The sequence below is a fragment of the Planctobacterium sp. AWH2_060 genome (genome assembly GCF_056158425.1).
The window spans coordinates 5219432-5234430 of the sequence record NZ_JBSWTG010000001.1 but is presented as its reverse complement, the minus strand read 5'-3'; the positions used below and the strand labels follow the sequence as shown (position 1 = coordinate 5234430).

Annotated in this window: 14 protein-coding genes; 7 read left to right on the top strand and 7 right to left on the bottom strand. The window is 47.1% G+C overall.

Going from position 1 to position 14999, the window contains the following annotated elements:
- Window positions 1-2: 2 nt before the first annotated feature.
- From ACXAD8_RS22725 to ACXAD8_RS22695, 7 genes are all read right to left on the bottom strand, one after another.
- Window positions 3-875 (bottom strand): TRAP transporter TatT component family protein, encoded by an 873-nt coding sequence (locus ACXAD8_RS22725; protein ID WP_475232743.1) that lies wholly within the window; start codon window positions 873-875, stop codon window positions 3-5.
- Window positions 876-1043: 168 nt separating this feature from the next.
- Complete coding sequence (locus ACXAD8_RS22720; RefSeq protein ID WP_475232740.1) at window positions 1044-2105, bottom strand: TonB family protein; 1062 nt, start codon at window positions 2103-2105, stop codon at window positions 1044-1046.
- A 70-nt stretch (window positions 2106-2175) separates the two neighbouring features.
- Window positions 2176-3036: a 23S rRNA pseudouridine(2605) synthase RluB gene (gene rluB, locus ACXAD8_RS22715; RefSeq protein ID WP_475232738.1), complete on the bottom strand. Its 861-nt coding sequence runs from the start codon at window positions 3034-3036 to the stop codon at window positions 2176-2178.
- Between the two features lie 31 nt (window positions 3037-3067).
- Window positions 3068-3658, bottom strand: a complete 591-nt coding sequence (scpB, locus tag ACXAD8_RS22710) for an SMC-Scp complex subunit ScpB (protein ID WP_475232736.1) — start codon at window positions 3656-3658, stop codon at window positions 3068-3070.
- Window positions 3659-3678: 20 nt separating this feature from the next.
- Entirely contained in the window at window positions 3679-4524 is an 846-nt protein-coding gene (locus ACXAD8_RS22705; RefSeq protein ID WP_475233070.1) for a segregation and condensation protein A, read from the bottom strand.
- 1 nt (window position 4525) lies between these two features.
- A complete protein-coding gene (locus ACXAD8_RS22700; RefSeq protein ID WP_475232734.1) occupies window positions 4526-5149 on the bottom strand; it encodes an L-threonylcarbamoyladenylate synthase in 624 nt (207 codons plus the stop codon).
- Window positions 5146-6012 carry a PHP domain-containing protein gene (locus tag ACXAD8_RS22695; RefSeq protein WP_475232732.1) on the bottom strand — a complete coding sequence of 289 codons (867 nt, stop codon included), beginning with the start codon at window positions 6010-6012 and terminating at the stop codon, window positions 5146-5148. The genes ACXAD8_RS22700 and ACXAD8_RS22695 overlap by 4 nt, the downstream gene beginning before the upstream one ends.
- A gap of 365 nt (window positions 6013-6377) precedes the next feature.
- On the opposite strand from ACXAD8_RS22695, the gene ACXAD8_RS22690 reads away from it, so the two are divergent.
- The 7 genes from ACXAD8_RS22690 to ACXAD8_RS22660 all read left to right on the top strand — a co-directional run bounded on the left by ACXAD8_RS22690 (window position 6378) and on the right by ACXAD8_RS22660 (window position 14989).
- Window positions 6378-7979 (top strand): anthranilate synthase component 1, encoded by a 1602-nt coding sequence (locus ACXAD8_RS22690; RefSeq protein WP_475232729.1) that lies wholly within the window; start codon window positions 6378-6380, stop codon window positions 7977-7979.
- A 4-nt stretch (window positions 7980-7983) separates the two neighbouring features.
- A complete protein-coding gene (locus tag ACXAD8_RS22685; protein ID WP_475232727.1) occupies window positions 7984-8595 on the top strand; it encodes an aminodeoxychorismate/anthranilate synthase component II in 612 nt (203 codons plus the stop codon).
- A 3-nt stretch (window positions 8596-8598) separates the two neighbouring features.
- Window positions 8599-9642, top strand: coding sequence for an anthranilate phosphoribosyltransferase (trpD, locus tag ACXAD8_RS22680; protein WP_475232725.1), 1044 nt, complete (start codon window positions 8599-8601; stop codon window positions 9640-9642).
- Window positions 9642-11036, top strand: coding sequence for a bifunctional indole-3-glycerol-phosphate synthase TrpC/phosphoribosylanthranilate isomerase TrpF (gene trpCF / locus ACXAD8_RS22675; RefSeq protein ID WP_475232723.1), 1395 nt, complete (start codon window positions 9642-9644; stop codon window positions 11034-11036). The genes trpD and trpCF overlap by 1 nt, the downstream gene beginning before the upstream one ends.
- Window positions 11037-11060: 24 nt before the next feature.
- Entirely contained in the window at window positions 11061-12254 is a 1194-nt protein-coding gene (gene trpB, locus ACXAD8_RS22670) for a tryptophan synthase subunit beta (RefSeq protein WP_475232722.1), read from the top strand.
- Entirely contained in the window at window positions 12254-13072 is an 819-nt protein-coding gene (gene trpA, locus ACXAD8_RS22665) for a tryptophan synthase subunit alpha (RefSeq protein WP_475232720.1), read from the top strand. Before trpB ends, trpA begins: the two co-directional genes overlap by 1 nt.
- 639 nt (window positions 13073-13711) lie before the next feature.
- On the top strand, window positions 13712-14989 hold the full coding sequence (locus ACXAD8_RS22660; protein WP_475232718.1) for a flagellar basal body FlgE domain-containing protein: 1278 nt from the start codon (window positions 13712-13714) through the stop codon (window positions 14987-14989).
- Window positions 14990-14999 lie beyond the last annotated feature (10 nt).

The following is a 14999-nucleotide window of genomic DNA, read 5'->3' as shown; positions in this document are numbered from 1 at the left end:
CGTTAAAAATAGTCTTCGGCACTGGCCAGCAACTGTTGCGCTGCCTGTTGTGCCAAAGTGTTGTTAAGGGTCAAATCTGGTACCACAGGATCCGCTTGCAGTACTTCATTCAGCAAGCGATCGTGTAACTCCTGATCAAACATCATACGGGCGTATTGTTGCGCATAAGTGACTTTTACCATCAGGTTTTTACCGTCAGAAAGTTCAATAGCGCGCTCGAAGTGCCGCTTAGCGAGTTCCGGTTTGCCCCCTACTGCGGGCGGCGTCAGAGAGTGAATTAATCCAAGATACAGATGCCCGTTGCCCTGCTGAAAATCATCTTCGATGGCCACCAGACGCTCCATTAACCGGGTAACTTTTGGCAAATCCGCTATCGCATTAAAATCATCACTGTTGGCTTTCAGCCAATTTCCCCAGGCAACACCATAAGTCGCTAAAACCGAGACATCATCTTCTTCTACCTGCTCAATTATGTCTAAAAACGCTGCATAATTTTTAGATTTTAGCTCACAAAGCTGGGTTTTGTGCAGACATACAGCCTCTTTAGCATAATCAAATCCGCGCCCGGATAGTTTCTTTTGTCGCTCAATATCGTCCACAAACGCGCCGCTGTAGGCGATATACATTTCCGCTGCCGCCTGCAACATATCCTGGCTGGGTTCTTCCTTATCAATAAAGCTTTCCAGCATCAGCATATAGCCAGGCAGCGCTTCTTTGATTAATTGCGGATCATTGTGATTGCTCATGGTGGATTGTAATTTCTGAGCGAGCTCCTGAGAGGCGCCTGAAATCACAGAAGAACAACCTGACATCAGGAACACAGTGCCTATAAAAGTAAGGACACCGGAAAGGGAAAAACGGCCTTTATTAAACATAAATTACTTTTAAGTCGAAGTTACAACAGCCATATCTGGATTTCAGAAGGCCGCTAAAATGCAGGCGCACTTTAACATCAAGTACGCATCTATTGAAGTATACAATGGTCGTATTAGAACTAAATCTAAGTCATCGGAGCTTTACATTTTTTGTAACAAAAATGTGGACTAGGAGGCGTATTCCACCAAAGAAAACTCGGTGCCTTCGGGTGCATCAACATAGATATGGCACTGCCCCCAGGATTCGGGGATGACAAAGCCTTGTTGTTTAACGCCACCATAGGTAGAACGTTTGTTTTTACAGCGAATTTCAATCCGCTCAAAAGCATTACCTTTAGATACTAAGTCAAACCTGTTAAGCAACAACTGATGATGCCAGGCTTTCATACCTTCAATTTTGCCATCCACAACAATTGAATCCTGTGTCTTGAGATAGTCATTAACTTTTACCACTAAATCATTGATCGCCTGCAAACCCGGCGCTTCAGGGCTGACTATTTCATTGATCTTGCTAGCTAACTCCAGCACCTCAGAAATCTTATTTTGCTCAATCTGGAGCATTAATAATTTACTGGTAAGCGTGATGTAAGCAGAGTCCCCCAGATAGTGATGACCATTATTGGCAATGGTTTGCAACTCTCTTTGCAGGGCCGGCAGATCCTTCTTTGCTTCGTAATACATGGCGGAAACCACAGCGGCATGAACTGTTTCGGCATAATTGTGATGGGCCTCATCAGTAAACTCTGAAAATAACTCATCAGCTTGCGCTTCATCCCCAGCGATAATGGCTTCCTTTAACGCCTGATATTGACTGCGAAAAGCGCGGGTTACTCCTTTTTGGGAGTTATGCAGTTTAAAATCCAACTGCACTTTAGAGTCACACTGTTCCACCGGCTCGCCATCATAACTCGCTGGACTGTACTTCCATTTTTTTACCGCCCTAATTGCGGCTCTTTCAAAAGCTTTAATGCCAGAAGAATCGTGCACAATGGGATCCTGCACATTGCCTTCTTCATCCACCACAAAACTGACGCGAACCCAACCTTCCTGACCTTTACGAGCTGCCGTCTTGGGATACTTAGGAACGGCGCGCTCCACAGGTTCTGCATTGATTAAGGTTGCCAGCGAAATATCGCTTGAGTCGTTATTGTCAGCAAATGATGACCCACTGCCCAGTGCCAGGGATAAGGCCAGTGGTATTAGTCTTGATTTCAAAAATCCATTTTTCATTGAGTAATCCTTTATTCGAAATAACTGTATAAGAGGCAATAAATTACCCGGCCACTAGCCGGGTTGTCAATTATCTGGAAGGCTTTTTCTTAACGTTGCGGGTTTTGTGCTTTTGAATAGAGCGACGCATGCGCGACAGGCGAACATGATCCAGTTTGCCCTGTTCCTTTTTGATTTTGGTTTCAGTTTCAGGCGGCAATTGCACACTGCTGCGCAACTTATTGATGTCCTTTAACTCCATCTCTACCCAGGCACCTTGCGGCAAGCGTTTGTTCAGTTCAACGCTGCCATAACGAGTACGAACCAGGCGACTTACCTGAACACCTTGTGATTCCCAGATGCGACGCACTTCGCGATTGCGGCCTTCGGCAATAGTCACACTGAACCACTGGTTATGACCGGAATCTTCCGGATTGCGTCGTTTAACATCTAAAAACTTAGCCTCGCCATCTTCCAGCATCACACCTTTTTTTACAGTGCGCAGCATAGCGTCATCCACTTCGCCAAACACTCTGACCGCATATTCTCGCTCAACCACATGGCGGGGATGCATAAGCCTGTTAGCTAACTCACCATCATTGGTGAACAGCAAAAGGCCACTGGTATTGATATCCAGGCGGCCAATGGAAATCCAACGCCCCACAGCAATATTGGGCAGGCGTTCAAAAACGGTGGTTCTGCCTTCGGGGTCTTTTCGGCTGCAGATCTCACCTTCGGACTTGTTGTACATTAACACCCGGCAAAAGGTTTCTGCCAGATTTTGTCTCAATGGTTCGCCATCCACACGGATGTCATCGCTACTCTCGACGCGCGCTCCCAATGTGGCAATGGTGCCATTCACGGAGATACGACCGGCTTCAATCCAACGCTCCATTTCTCTGCGGGAGCCAACACCGGCATTCGCCAGCACTTTCTGTAATTTGTCACTCATGCTTTGTTATTTCTCAATAATAATTAGTGTATCAGGCTTCTTCCCGGACGGGTTCGTCGGGGAAAAGCGGTTGATTGTCTTGTTTCTGATGTTCTTCAAATAAAGCAACTGATGGCAGTTCTGCCAGGTTCTTTAAGCCAAAATAATCCAAAAATTCATTTGTGGTGGCATACAATGCTGGCCGACCCGGCACTTCTTTGTGACCGACGGTTTTAATCCAGTCGCGCTCCATCAGGGTTTTAATGATGTTTGAACTAACACTGACACCGCGCACTTGCTCTATTTCACCACGCGTTATAGGTTGCCGATACGCAATCAGGCTCAGTGTTTCCAGCAAGGCACGTGAATAACGCGGCACCTGTTCCTGCCACAATCGGCCCACCCAGGGATTTAAACTGGCGTCAGATTGAAACCGATATCCAGAAGCCACTTTCACCAGATGAATACCCTTGTCGGCATAATCTTTTTCAATTTCGTTGAGCAATTGGGTCAGGTACTTTTTAGACAGCTCAAATTCCGCCAATACTGACTCCTGCAACAACTCATGAGTTATCGGTTTGTCGGCCACAAAGATAGCAGCTTCGATAATTTGTTTTAACTGTGCCTTTTTAACCTTTGCCACGTGCTTATTTCGTTTTTATGTCAGCTGTCGGAATATTCGTCATCATTGTACAGTTTAACATGAATCAGACCATAGGGTTCTTGTTGTTGCACCATCAACATTTTTTCTTTTACCAGCTCCAGAATTGCCAGGAAAGTTACGACAACACCCGCCTTGCCCTCATCAGCCGTAAAAAAAGCTTCGAAACCGGTATAACTGTGCTCTGTTACCAGATCCAATATCTGGCTCATGCGTTCCCGGGTAGATAAAGCCTCTCGCTCAATATGATGATGTTCAAAGGCCGCTGCGCGTTGTAACGCCGACTGAAAACTATAAACCAGTTCCTGCAGACTGACATCAGGCAGTATTTTAAGGGGTTCACAATCTTCATCTGTGCTGGCTTTGGCTCGCCGGAAATCGCGTTCCATGCGCGGAATGCCATCCAGCTCTTCCGCAGCCCGTTTTATTAGTTCGTATTCCCGTAAGCGCCGCACCAATTCGGCGCGCGGATCTTCTTCCTCATCGTCGTCATTGATGATTTTAGGCAGTAATAAGCGACTCTTAATCTCAGCTAAAATGGCCGCCATCACCAGATACTCAGCGGCCAACTCCAGCTTGATATCTTTCATCACCTCAACATATTCCATGTACTGTTGGGTGATTTGCAAAATGGGCAGGTTCACCACGTCAAAGCGCTGCTTTCGAATCAGATAAAGCAACAAGTCCAGTGGTCCTTCGAACGCTTCCAGGATCACTTCCAGTGCATCCGGTGGAATGTATAAATCTTCCGGTTTATCGAGCAGGGCTTCGCCATTGATAAAAGCCAACGGCAAAGGCTGTTGCTGGGTAATTTGTTCGGAGGATGTTTCCTGCAGGTCTTCGCTCAACTCAGAATCCCAACTGCGATAAGTCACCGCTGCCTTCGCGGATCAGCTCAATATTGCCTTCCGACATATCCACCACGGTAGTGGGCTGTTCACCCAGATAGCCGCCGTGCACAATCAGGCCTACTTGTTTTTCCAACTTATCTCGAATTTCATCCGGGTCCGACTCGGCCATTTGCTTGCCGGGCAGAATCAAGGTAGTGGACATCAAAGGCTCACCCAACTCTTCTAAAATAGCCAGTGCAATCGCGTTATCAGGTACCCGAATTCCTATGGTTTTTTTCTTGGGATTCATCACCCGTTTGGGGACATCTTTGGTGGCTTTTAAAATAAAAGTGTAAGGTCCTGGCGTATTGTTTTTGATGATGCGAAAGGCTTCATTGTCCACTCTGGCATAGAGGGATAGTTCCGACATATCACGACACATCAGGGTAAAGTTGTGGTTTTTACCTATATCCCGAATACGACAAATTTGCTCCAATGCGGTTTTATTATCAAGCTGACAGCCCAATGAATAACCTGAATCGGTGGGATAAACGATAACCTCCCCCGCTTTGATTAACTCACAGGCCTGGCGTACCAGCCGTGCCTGAGGATTATCCGGGTGAATGTAAAAAAATTGGCTCATGACGATACTTCTTTGTTGTTATTATTGGAAATAGTGGACCAGTTGTGCCAAACCGGCGTGAGATGTTCAGGGATATTGAGATGTCGTCCCAATTCTGTCCAACGCCCAGGGGCGTGAAAATCGGAACCAGCGGATGCGAGTAATTGATACTCCTCGGCGTAAGTGGCCATCTGACGTTGCCTGTCTGGCGGCAAGTGTGGATGACACACTTCCATGCCATCGCCCCCGGCCTGTTTAAAATAGACAATCAGGCGTCTGAGCCATTTGGCGCTGAGATCATAATGACCCGGATGCGCCAATACTGCGCTGCCTCCGGCTTCCTGAATCCACTGAATGGCCTCTTCAATGCTGATCCACTTGGGACTGACATGGGCCCGCTTGCCCTTACCTAAATACTTTTTAAAGGCCGCATCAAAATTGTGCACATGGCCCTTTTCAACCATGACTCGGGCAAAATGAGCACGAGTAATTTGCCCTTTCCCGGCATAGCGACAGGCCGCTTCATAGACATCATCAAGCCCGCATTTGGCTAGCTTTTCAGCGATAGCTAAGGCACGTTCATGTCGAGCCGCAGCTTGTTGCTTAAGGCGTTGCTGAAAAACGCTATCCTCGCGGTCGATATTCAAGCCAAGTATGTGAATATCAAAACCGTGCCAACCAGTAGACAGTTCTATGCCGGGAATAATATTCAGAGCGCGTTTTTGTTGCTGCTGAAATGCCAACGCTTCGTCAATGGCGGCAACAGTATCGTGATCGGTAATCGCAATCGCATCCAGTTGCATATTGTGAGCCCGCATTATCAATTCTTCCGGACTCAATTGCCCATCAGAATAGTATGTGTGGCTATGTAAATCGATTTTCATTTAAATAATCTGGTGTGGGTAGGACATTTTTGCAGACCGGCTCGTGTTAAAAAGTGGTAAATTCCTGCTTGACATAAAACCCAATTTGTTTTCTTCTATATATCATAACGGCAAACAAAGTATTCACCAAAAGAAAGTCTGCATAAAACATAATCAGACGTTACTTTGACAGCAGTACTCAGACAGAATTATTCAAAAATTAAAAGATTTAATCGCAATGCAAAACTTAACAGTTAAAACAATTTGGTGGTGGCACGTCCTGACATATCGCGGGTTGTGACCTTTTTGCATTGCTGAAATTTGTGAAAAACCCGCTTCAAGAGCGGGTTTTTTAGTTTTTATCCCTGGAAAATATAGAGAACAACATGAGTCTGGCAGAATTAAGCGAGCAACCGGGAAAGGTTGCCACAATAGAGAGTGAATGCCCTTATATTCACGATCCACTGGATACCTTTATCAGCCTGTGCGCCAAACAGTCTAATTGCATGTTATTGGAATCGGCTGAGATAGACAGTAAGAACAGCACCAACAGTTTAATTATGGTGGATGCCGCAGTGAAACTCACCTGTCAGGGCACTCAGGTAACAGTTGACGCATTGAGCGACAATGGCACACCCGTTTTGAGTTTCTTGCACAGCCAGTTGCAGTCTTTGGCTGGGGCAGAAAGCAAACTGGATAATCAACAACTGCTCATCTCATTTTCCACCGCACAGAGCATATTGGATGAAGATGCCAGGCTTAAATCCGCTTCGGTGTTTGACGTTTTGCGTATCTTACAGCATCAACTGGAAGCCTTAAGCTGCCATCCGATGGCAATCTTTGTGGGCGGCACCTTTGCCTATGACTTATTAGCCACCTTTGAAAACTTACCTGAGGTGGAAGAAGGCGACAACGATTGCCCTGACTATGTATTTTATCTGGCTGAAACCCTGATCACCATCGACCACCAGCAACAAACCTCACGCATTTTGGGCAGTGTGTTTAGTGGTGAACAGGTAGCACAATCTTATTTTCAGTTGAGCCAGCGCATTGAGTTTTTGAAACAACAACTGCAGAGTTCTGCCACAGCGGAGTCGGATGAGCAGGTTACCCAAATCGATAATACATTGCGGGTTAACCAATCAGATGAAGAGTATTGCCAGCATGTGCGTAACCTTAAAGAAAATATCCTGGCAGGTGATATTTTCCAGGTGGTTCCCTCCCGAACTTTCTCATTGCACTGCCCTTCTCCCTACCTCGCCTATCGCAAATTAAAACAAAGTAATCCCAGCCCCTATATGTTCTACATTCAGGACAGCGATTTTGTGATATTTGGTGCCAGCCCGGAATCCGCGCTGAAATATCAAAAAGATAACAATGTGGTAGAGGTTTACCCCATCGCCGGTACCCGCCCCAGAGGTAAGCGTGAAGATGGCAGCATCGACCATGATCTGGATAGCCGCATAGAACTGACCTTGCGGGAAGACGACAAAGAAAAGTCAGAACACTTAATGTTAGTGGACCTGGCGCGTAACGATATCGCCCGGGTATCCACTCCCGGCACACGTCACGTCAAAGACCTGTTAAAAGTGGACAGATATTCTCATGTGATGCACCTGGTATCTCGTGTAGTAGGACAACTTCGGGAAGATCTGGACTGTTTACATGCCTACCAGGCTTGTATGAATATGGGCACTCTGGTGGGCGCTCCGAAAGTGAAAGCCGCCACTCTGATCCGCGAAGTTGAACAAAAGCGCCGTGGCAGCTACGGAGGTGCGGTGGGTTATATCAATGGCCACGGAGATATGGACACCTGTATCGTGATACGTTCTGCCTACGTTAAAAATCAGACCGCCTATGTGCAAGCAGGTGCCGGTGTCGTTTACGACTCAGATCCCCAATCTGAAGCCGATGAAACCCGCGGTAAAGCTCAAGCCGTTATCAGCGCCATTCAACAAGCCAACCAATCATTAACGGTAGAGGGATAACACCATGTCAAACGTCGTTTTATTGGATAACTTTGACTCGTTTACTTATAACCTGGTGGATGAACTCAGGGCAGCGGGTATGTCTCTGACCGTATTTCGCAACAACGTACCGGCCGAACATGTACTGAATAAAATGCAGGAGTTAGGCCCTGACACCCTGCTGCTGTTATCACCCGGACCGGGTAACCCGGCCAGCGCCGGCTGTATGTTGGAACTTATCGCATTAGTACAGGGTAAATTCCCGATCTTGGGTATTTGTCTGGGTCATCAGGCCATAGTGCAGCATTATGGCGGTGAAATTGTCAGAGCGCCGGAAGTGCTGCATGGCAAATCCTCTTTTATCAATCACTGCGGCGATAAAATGTTTGCCGATTTACCCAACCCTTTCCCCGTGGCGCGCTATCATTCATTGGTAGCGGAAAACATGCCAGATGGATTGCAGTGTATAGCCAAATACGAGCCAGAAGGTGGCGAAGATATTATCATGGCGGTATGGCATGAGTCCGACAAGATGCTGGGGATGCAATTTCATCCGGAATCCATTTTAACTTCTCAGGGTAGTAAACTACTTAAACAAAGTATTTTATACCTCACCAATAATTTTAGCGGAGCATAAACCATGGCGGATATACATGCGTTACTGGAAAAGATTTACGCGCAAGCGGATTTAAGCCAAAGAGAAAGCCAGTGCTTTTTTAATGCCGTGATGCAAGGTGATTTAGACGATATCGTTTTGTCTTCAATGCTGACCGGATTAAAAATCAAAGGTGAAACCCCGGAAGAAATCGCCGGTGCCGCTGGTGCCATGATAGAAAATGCAGCGCCTTTCCCTCGTCCAGATTATGTCTTTGCCGATATTGTTGGCACGGGTGGAGATGGCCATAACACCATTAATATCTCATCGGCTTCGGCAATTGTTGCGGCCAGTTGCGGATTACCAGTGGCTAAACATGGCAATCGCAGCGTTTCCAGCAAATCTGGTTCGGCTGATTTATTTCGCGAATTCGGTTTAGATCTCACCATGACGGCAAAAACAGCACGTCAGTGTTTAGATGACAGCGGCTTATGCTTTCTGTTTGCGCCTAATTACCACGCCGGTGTGCGTTACGCCATGAATGTGCGCACCACCCTGAAAACCCGTACTTTATTCAATTTATTAGGGCCATTGGCGAATCCGGCTAAACCCAGTCACATTATGATTGGCGTTTACAGCCCGGAGTTAATTTCGCCTTATGCCGAAACGTTGCAATTACTGGGATATCAAAATGCCATGGTGGTACACGGTGACGGCCTGGATGAAATCGCCCTGCATGGCACCAGTAAAGTGGCCGAAATCCACGGTGACAAAATCAGTTACAGCGAAATCAGCGCCAAAGACTTTGATTTACCGGCTTATCCTTTGGAAGCTATCAAAGGCGGTGAACCGGAGGAAAATAAAAAACTGATTGAGGCCGTATTACAAGGCAAAGGCGAGCCAGCTCACATGGCTGCGGTTGCAGCAAATACCGGTGCCCTGTTGAAACTGGCCGGTATCGCCCAAAGCTTTGCACAAGGGGCTGAATTAGCAATGCAAAGTATGCAACAGGGTAAGCCTTTAAAAACCATCGAGCTGGCAGCACAAATCAGCCAGCACAATCAAATCCAGCAAGACACAGTGGAGTAATGGCAAACACGATGAATGTTTTACAAAAAATCGTCGCCGATAAAGAGGTTGAATTACAGCAGCGCAAAGCTGAATTGCCGCTTGAATCATTTATAGCGCAACTCACCGCGTCTCAGAAAAGTCTGTTTGAGGCGTTAAAGCAGCCCAATGCCGGCTTTATTCTGGAGTGTAAAAAAGCCTCGCCATCAAAAGGGTTGATTCGTCCAGTATTCGATTTAGATGAGATCCTGCAAGCCTATACACCACATGCGGCGGGTATTTCAGTACTGACCGACGAAAAGTATTTTCAGGGCAAGTACGAGTATCTGGAATATGTCACCAGTCGGGTGCCGCAGCCGGTACTCAACAAAGACTTTTTCATTGATGAATATCAGGTACACCTGGCCAGAAAATATCAGGCCGATGCCATTTTGCTGATGCTTTCGGTATTGGATGATGAGCGCTACAAAGCGTTAGCCAATTTAGCGGAACAGTATCAGCTGGATATTCTGACGGAAGTCAGCAACGAAGAAGAGGCCCATAGAGCAGTGGCTTTGGGCGCTAAGATCATTGGCATTAACAACCGCAATTTACGGGATTTAAGTACCGATCTTGGTGCCACTGAACACCTTGTGCCACTCATCAAACAGCAACTGGATTATGATGCGGTGATCATCTCAGAATCTGGTATTTATACTCATCAGGACGTGTTGCGTCTGGCACCGCTGGTAGATGGCTTTTTAGTGGGCAGCTCGCTCATGGCTGAACAGGATCTCAATCAGGCTGTGAATAACCTGGTATTAGGCAAAACCAAGGTATGTGGTATTACCCGGGTTGAAGACGCGGCAAAAGCCAAATCGCTGGGAGCCAGTTATCTGGGACTTATTTTTGCACCAAAATCCAAACGCTGCATTGATAAGCAAACGGCGCAGCAAATAGTAGCTCAGGAGCCGTTTAACTATGTGGGTGTATTTGTTGACGCTGATACCAAAGACGTAGCGAATCTGGCCAAAGAACTCAATCTGGCAGCGGTGCAATTGCATGGTCAGGAAGACCAGGACTACATCAATGAATTACGAAAATTACTGCCGCAAAGCACTGCCATTTGGAAAGCGAAAGGCGTAGAGAATGCACTCCCGGAATTCCATGAACAACAGGTGGATTTGTTTCTGTTGGATTGCAAAGTGGGCAACGAAACTGGCGGCACCGGGCAGCAATTTCCCTGGCACCTGTTACAAAGCCTGTCACAAACAGATCGTTTTGCGCTGGCAGGCGGTATAAACCCAAGCAACATTAAAAGTGCAGTGGCTCAGGGTTTACACCTGATTGATATCAACTCTGGTGTGGAATCAGCACCTGGCATCAAAGATCACCAAAAATTAACCGCGGCCTTTGCCGCCTTACGAGACTATTAAGCTAAATCCGAGTATTAAAACCTTATGAACAAATTAGATAGTAAATTTGGCGATTTTGGAGGTATGTATGTACCCGAATTGCTGATCCCCGCGTTAGACCAATTAGAAGCCGCTTTCATCGATGCGCAAGCCGATCCCGAGTTTCAAAAACAATTTTATGAGTTGCTCACCGACTATGCGGGCCGTCCTACTCCGTTATTTTTAACCCGCAACCTGGTTAGCAACCCCAAGGTAAAGCTGTACCTGAAACGCGAGGACTTGCTACACGGCGGTGCGCACAAAACCAATCAGGTATTGGGACAGGCACTCTTAACCAAACGCATGGGTAAAACCGAAGTCATCGCTGAAACTGGCGCTGGTCAACACGGTGTTGCCACGGCATTGGCCTGTGCTCTGCTAGGCTTAAAAGCCCGAATTTACATGGGTGCAAAAGACGTTGAGCGCCAGGCTCCCAACGTATTCAGAATGCGCCTGATGGGAGCTGAGGTTATTCCGGTAAATGCCGGTTCTGGCACCCTGAAAGATGCCGTTAACGAAGCCATGCGCGATTGGTCTGCCACTTACAACGACGCCCACTATTTATTGGGCACAGCAGCTGGTCCACACCCGTTTCCCACCATTGTGCGAGAGTTTCATCGCATGATCGGCGAAGAAACCCGCAAGCAGATTATGGAAAAAGAAGGCCGCCTGCCGGATGCCGTTGTGGCTTGTGTCGGCGGTGGCTCCAACGCCATTGGTATGTTTGCCGATTTCATTGATGAATCCAGTGTACGCCTGATTGGTGTAGAACCAGGTGGTAAAGGTATCCACACCGCAGATCACGGCGCAGCTATTGCTACAGGCAGCAAAGGTATTTTGCACGGTGCTTACAGCTACATAATGCAAACCCAGGAAGGCCAGATTGAAGAGTCGTATTCAGTTTCTGCCGGTCTGGATTATCCAGCAGTAGGGCCACAACACGCCCATTTACACGCTTCTGGTCGCGCCGAATACGTAGCCATTGATGATGATGAAGCTCTGAACGCCTTCCAGATTCTGGCGCAAAAAGAAGGCATTATTCCGGCTCTGGAATCTTCTCACGCCCTGGCACATGCGTTAAACATGGCCGATGAAGCCGAAGAGGAAACCATCATAGTAGTGAACCTTTCCGGTCGCGGAGATAAAGATCTGACCCATGTTCACTCCATCCTGGAAGCCCGCAACAAGGAGGCACAATAATGGCTGACAAAACCCAACGCTACGACAATTTATTTAACGCTCTGGCAGAAAAAAATCAGGGCGCATTCGTGCCATTTGTCACCATTGGCGATCCGGATAAACAAACCAGTGTCGATATTATTTGTGCATTGGTAGAAGGCGGTGCAGACGCGCTGGAACTAGGTATCCCCTTTTCTGATCCCATCGCTGATGGCCCCACTATTCAAAAGGCCAGTATCAGAGCATTAGGGGAAGGTGTTTCACCAAACGACTGTTTTGATATTATCAGAGCCGTGCGTGAGCGCCATCCAGAAGTCCCCATTGGTTTATTGTTGTACAGCAACCTGGTACTGGCACAAAGCATCGAAGGGTTTTATCAACAGGCAGCCGACGCGGGGGTGGACTCCATTCTGATCGCCGATGTCCCGGTGCGAGAATCTGCGCCATTTATTCAGGCAGCCAACAACACCGGTATTCAGCAGATACTTATCGCTCCGCCTAACGCCAGTGAAGAAACCTTAGCCACCATTGCAAAACACAGTGAAGGCTACACCTATTTACTAGGTCGTGCCGGAGTAACAGGCGCGGAAACCAAAGCAGAAATGCCCGCCTCTGAACTGGTGGACAGATTAAGCGCCCTGAAAGTAGCCCCGCCGCTATTAGGTTTTGGTATTTCTAAGCCGGAACAGGTGAAAGAAGCCATTAGTGCTGGCGCAGCTGGAGCCATTTCAGGCTCAGCGACCGTTAAAATTATTGAGGATAATCTGGGCGATAAACAGGCGATGCTGACAGCGCTTAAGAATTTTGTTGCTGAGATGAAAGCCGCGACTCAGAAGTAGTATCGTTGTTTTTGCCATGCGCACAGCGATGGTTGAATTTGACTGTGGGTTCGACTTTAGTCGGACAACAGTGGCTGGATTTGATTTGTGGGTTCGACTTTAGTCGGACGACGGTGGCTGAATTTAATTTGTGGGTTCGACTTTAGTCGAACAACGGTGGCTGAATTTGATTTGTGGGTTCGACTTTAGTCGGACAGCGATGGTTGAATTTGATTTGTGGGTTCGACTTTAGTCGGACAGCGATGGTTGAATTTGACAGCGGCGTCTGAATAAATTCAGACCTACAGGTGGTTGAATTTAATTTGTGGGTTCGACTTTAGTCGGACAACGATGGTTGAATTTAGCAACAGCGTCTGAATAAATTCAGACCTACAGGTGGTTGAATTTAATTTGTGGGTTCGACTTTAGTCGGACAACGGTGGCTGAATCTGGATTCGGTGTCTGAATAAATTCAGACCTACAAATAAATCTTTATTCGCTAGAAACAGTGATAATTCAATAAAACAAGCTTGCCTGGACCACGCCCAGCAAGCTTGCTCTATTCACACCTATTAGTTCTTGTTTTACAAAGACAAATTCCATACCATAGTTTGGTATCAAAATTACCCTCACACTCTGTGAGTTAAAAGGAATTTGCTTATGTTGCAACGTCGCGCTTTAACCTGCCTGATATCAGCACTATTCATCAATGGATGTGGCTCTGACAGCGTCACCAACATTACCATTATCGAAGCGCCTAAATCCCCTCAAGCTCCGCTGGTTTTTAGTACAGCTACGCAGAGCTATTACATTGACGAAACTCCTGAAGCCAACCGCGTATCAGGTGGTTCTGGTGCGGGAAATCTGGTATACACCAGCAGCAATTCTGATATAGCAACAGTGGATGCCGATACAGGTCTGGTAACCTTGTTAGACGATGGAACTGTAACCATCACCGCCACTAAAGCTGGCGATGATATCTATGGCGCAACCTCCGCCAGTTATGCGTTAACTGTTAGCAAGTATGACCGATGGTACAATGCACAGTGGCAATTTGTAGAGCAGGAGTACACTGTTGCTATGGCTGACAATGAAGTGGCCGGGAACACCTTTATACCCACCAATCAAACCCCAGTAGCAACTACAGAGGTTAGGCTGGAAGCGAATCTACCTGCTGCAGATACTTACATCGACCCTGATGATTTCAATCCGAACGATACCACTACCTACAACGCCTCTGTGTCCTGGATAATATACGATAGCCAGGGCGAGTCTCACCTGCAGTCGCTGTACTTTATTAAAGAGTTTGGCAACGAATGGTTGATGGTAACGGCGATAGATGACGAATTTTATGATATTACCAATTCTGACGGAACTGATCCTGCAGATGCGTGGGGAACAAACGATGGCCCGAGGGCAGGAGTACCTCAGAATTACGTAGGTTTTGGGCAAACCTTGAACACGGCAGGTAGTACAACAACAAACCAAGGGATCTGGGGAAGCCGCCTGGTTTTTGATTCATCTGGCGACTATATCGCTATTCAGGCTGCAGATGGCGAAAGTCTGCCTACTGGCGTCGCAGGCGATATGATTCTGCCCACAACGGTTGCTATAACGGGCCTGACCACTGGCGCAGATACTTCACAAACTATCGCTTTCAATACCAGTTTAGATGCCAGCGGCACTCAATACGACGGCTTTAGCCAATTTGCCAGCCCATTCGAAATATCGCGTCTTGAGCAAGACGGGCTGCCTATAGGCACATTGGATCCGGCGTTAGTAAGCTATCATTCGGGTGATACCAATATCGCATTGGTGAATGAAAACACGGGTTGGTTAACCTTGGTCAGTAACGGTGAGACAGAAATCACCGCCACCATTGCCGAAGATGACTATTACGCAGAGACGCAAGTAAGTTATCGATTAATAGTGCAATAACCAAATGTAG

Bases quoted from the DNA above. Each gene is read 5' to 3' on its own strand.
- trpD (WP_475232725.1), top strand. From the start codon at position 8,599: ATGGCGGATATACATGCGTTACTGGAAAAGATTTACGCGCAAGCGGAT.
- ACXAD8_RS22695 (WP_475232732.1), bottom strand. From the start codon at position 6,012: ATGAAAATCGATTTACATAGCCACACATACTATTCTGATGGGCAATTG.
- trpCF (WP_475232723.1), top strand. From the start codon at position 9,642: ATGGCAAACACGATGAATGTTTTACAAAAAATCGTCGCCGATAAAGAG.
- trpB (WP_475232722.1), top strand. From the start codon at position 11,061: ATGAACAAATTAGATAGTAAATTTGGCGATTTTGGAGGTATGTATGTA.
- ACXAD8_RS22660 (WP_475232718.1), top strand. From the start codon at position 13,712: ATGTTGCAACGTCGCGCTTTAACCTGCCTGATATCAGCACTATTCATC.
- ACXAD8_RS22690 (WP_475232729.1), top strand. From the start codon at position 6,378: ATGAGTCTGGCAGAATTAAGCGAGCAACCGGGAAAGGTTGCCACAATA.
- rluB (WP_475232738.1), bottom strand. From the start codon at position 3,036: ATGAGTGACAAATTACAGAAAGTGCTGGCGAATGCCGGTGTTGGCTCC.
- ACXAD8_RS22700 (WP_475232734.1), bottom strand. From the start codon at position 5,149: ATGAGCCAATTTTTTTACATTCACCCGGATAATCCTCAGGCACGGCTG.
- trpA (WP_475232720.1), top strand. From the start codon at position 12,254: ATGGCTGACAAAACCCAACGCTACGACAATTTATTTAACGCTCTGGCA.
- ACXAD8_RS22720 (WP_475232740.1), bottom strand. From the start codon at position 2,105: ATGAAAAATGGATTTTTGAAATCAAGACTAATACCACTGGCCTTATCC.
- ACXAD8_RS22685 (WP_475232727.1), top strand. From the start codon at position 7,984: ATGTCAAACGTCGTTTTATTGGATAACTTTGACTCGTTTACTTATAAC.
- ACXAD8_RS22725 (WP_475232743.1), bottom strand. From the start codon at position 875: ATGTTTAATAAAGGCCGTTTTTCCCTTTCCGGTGTCCTTACTTTTATA.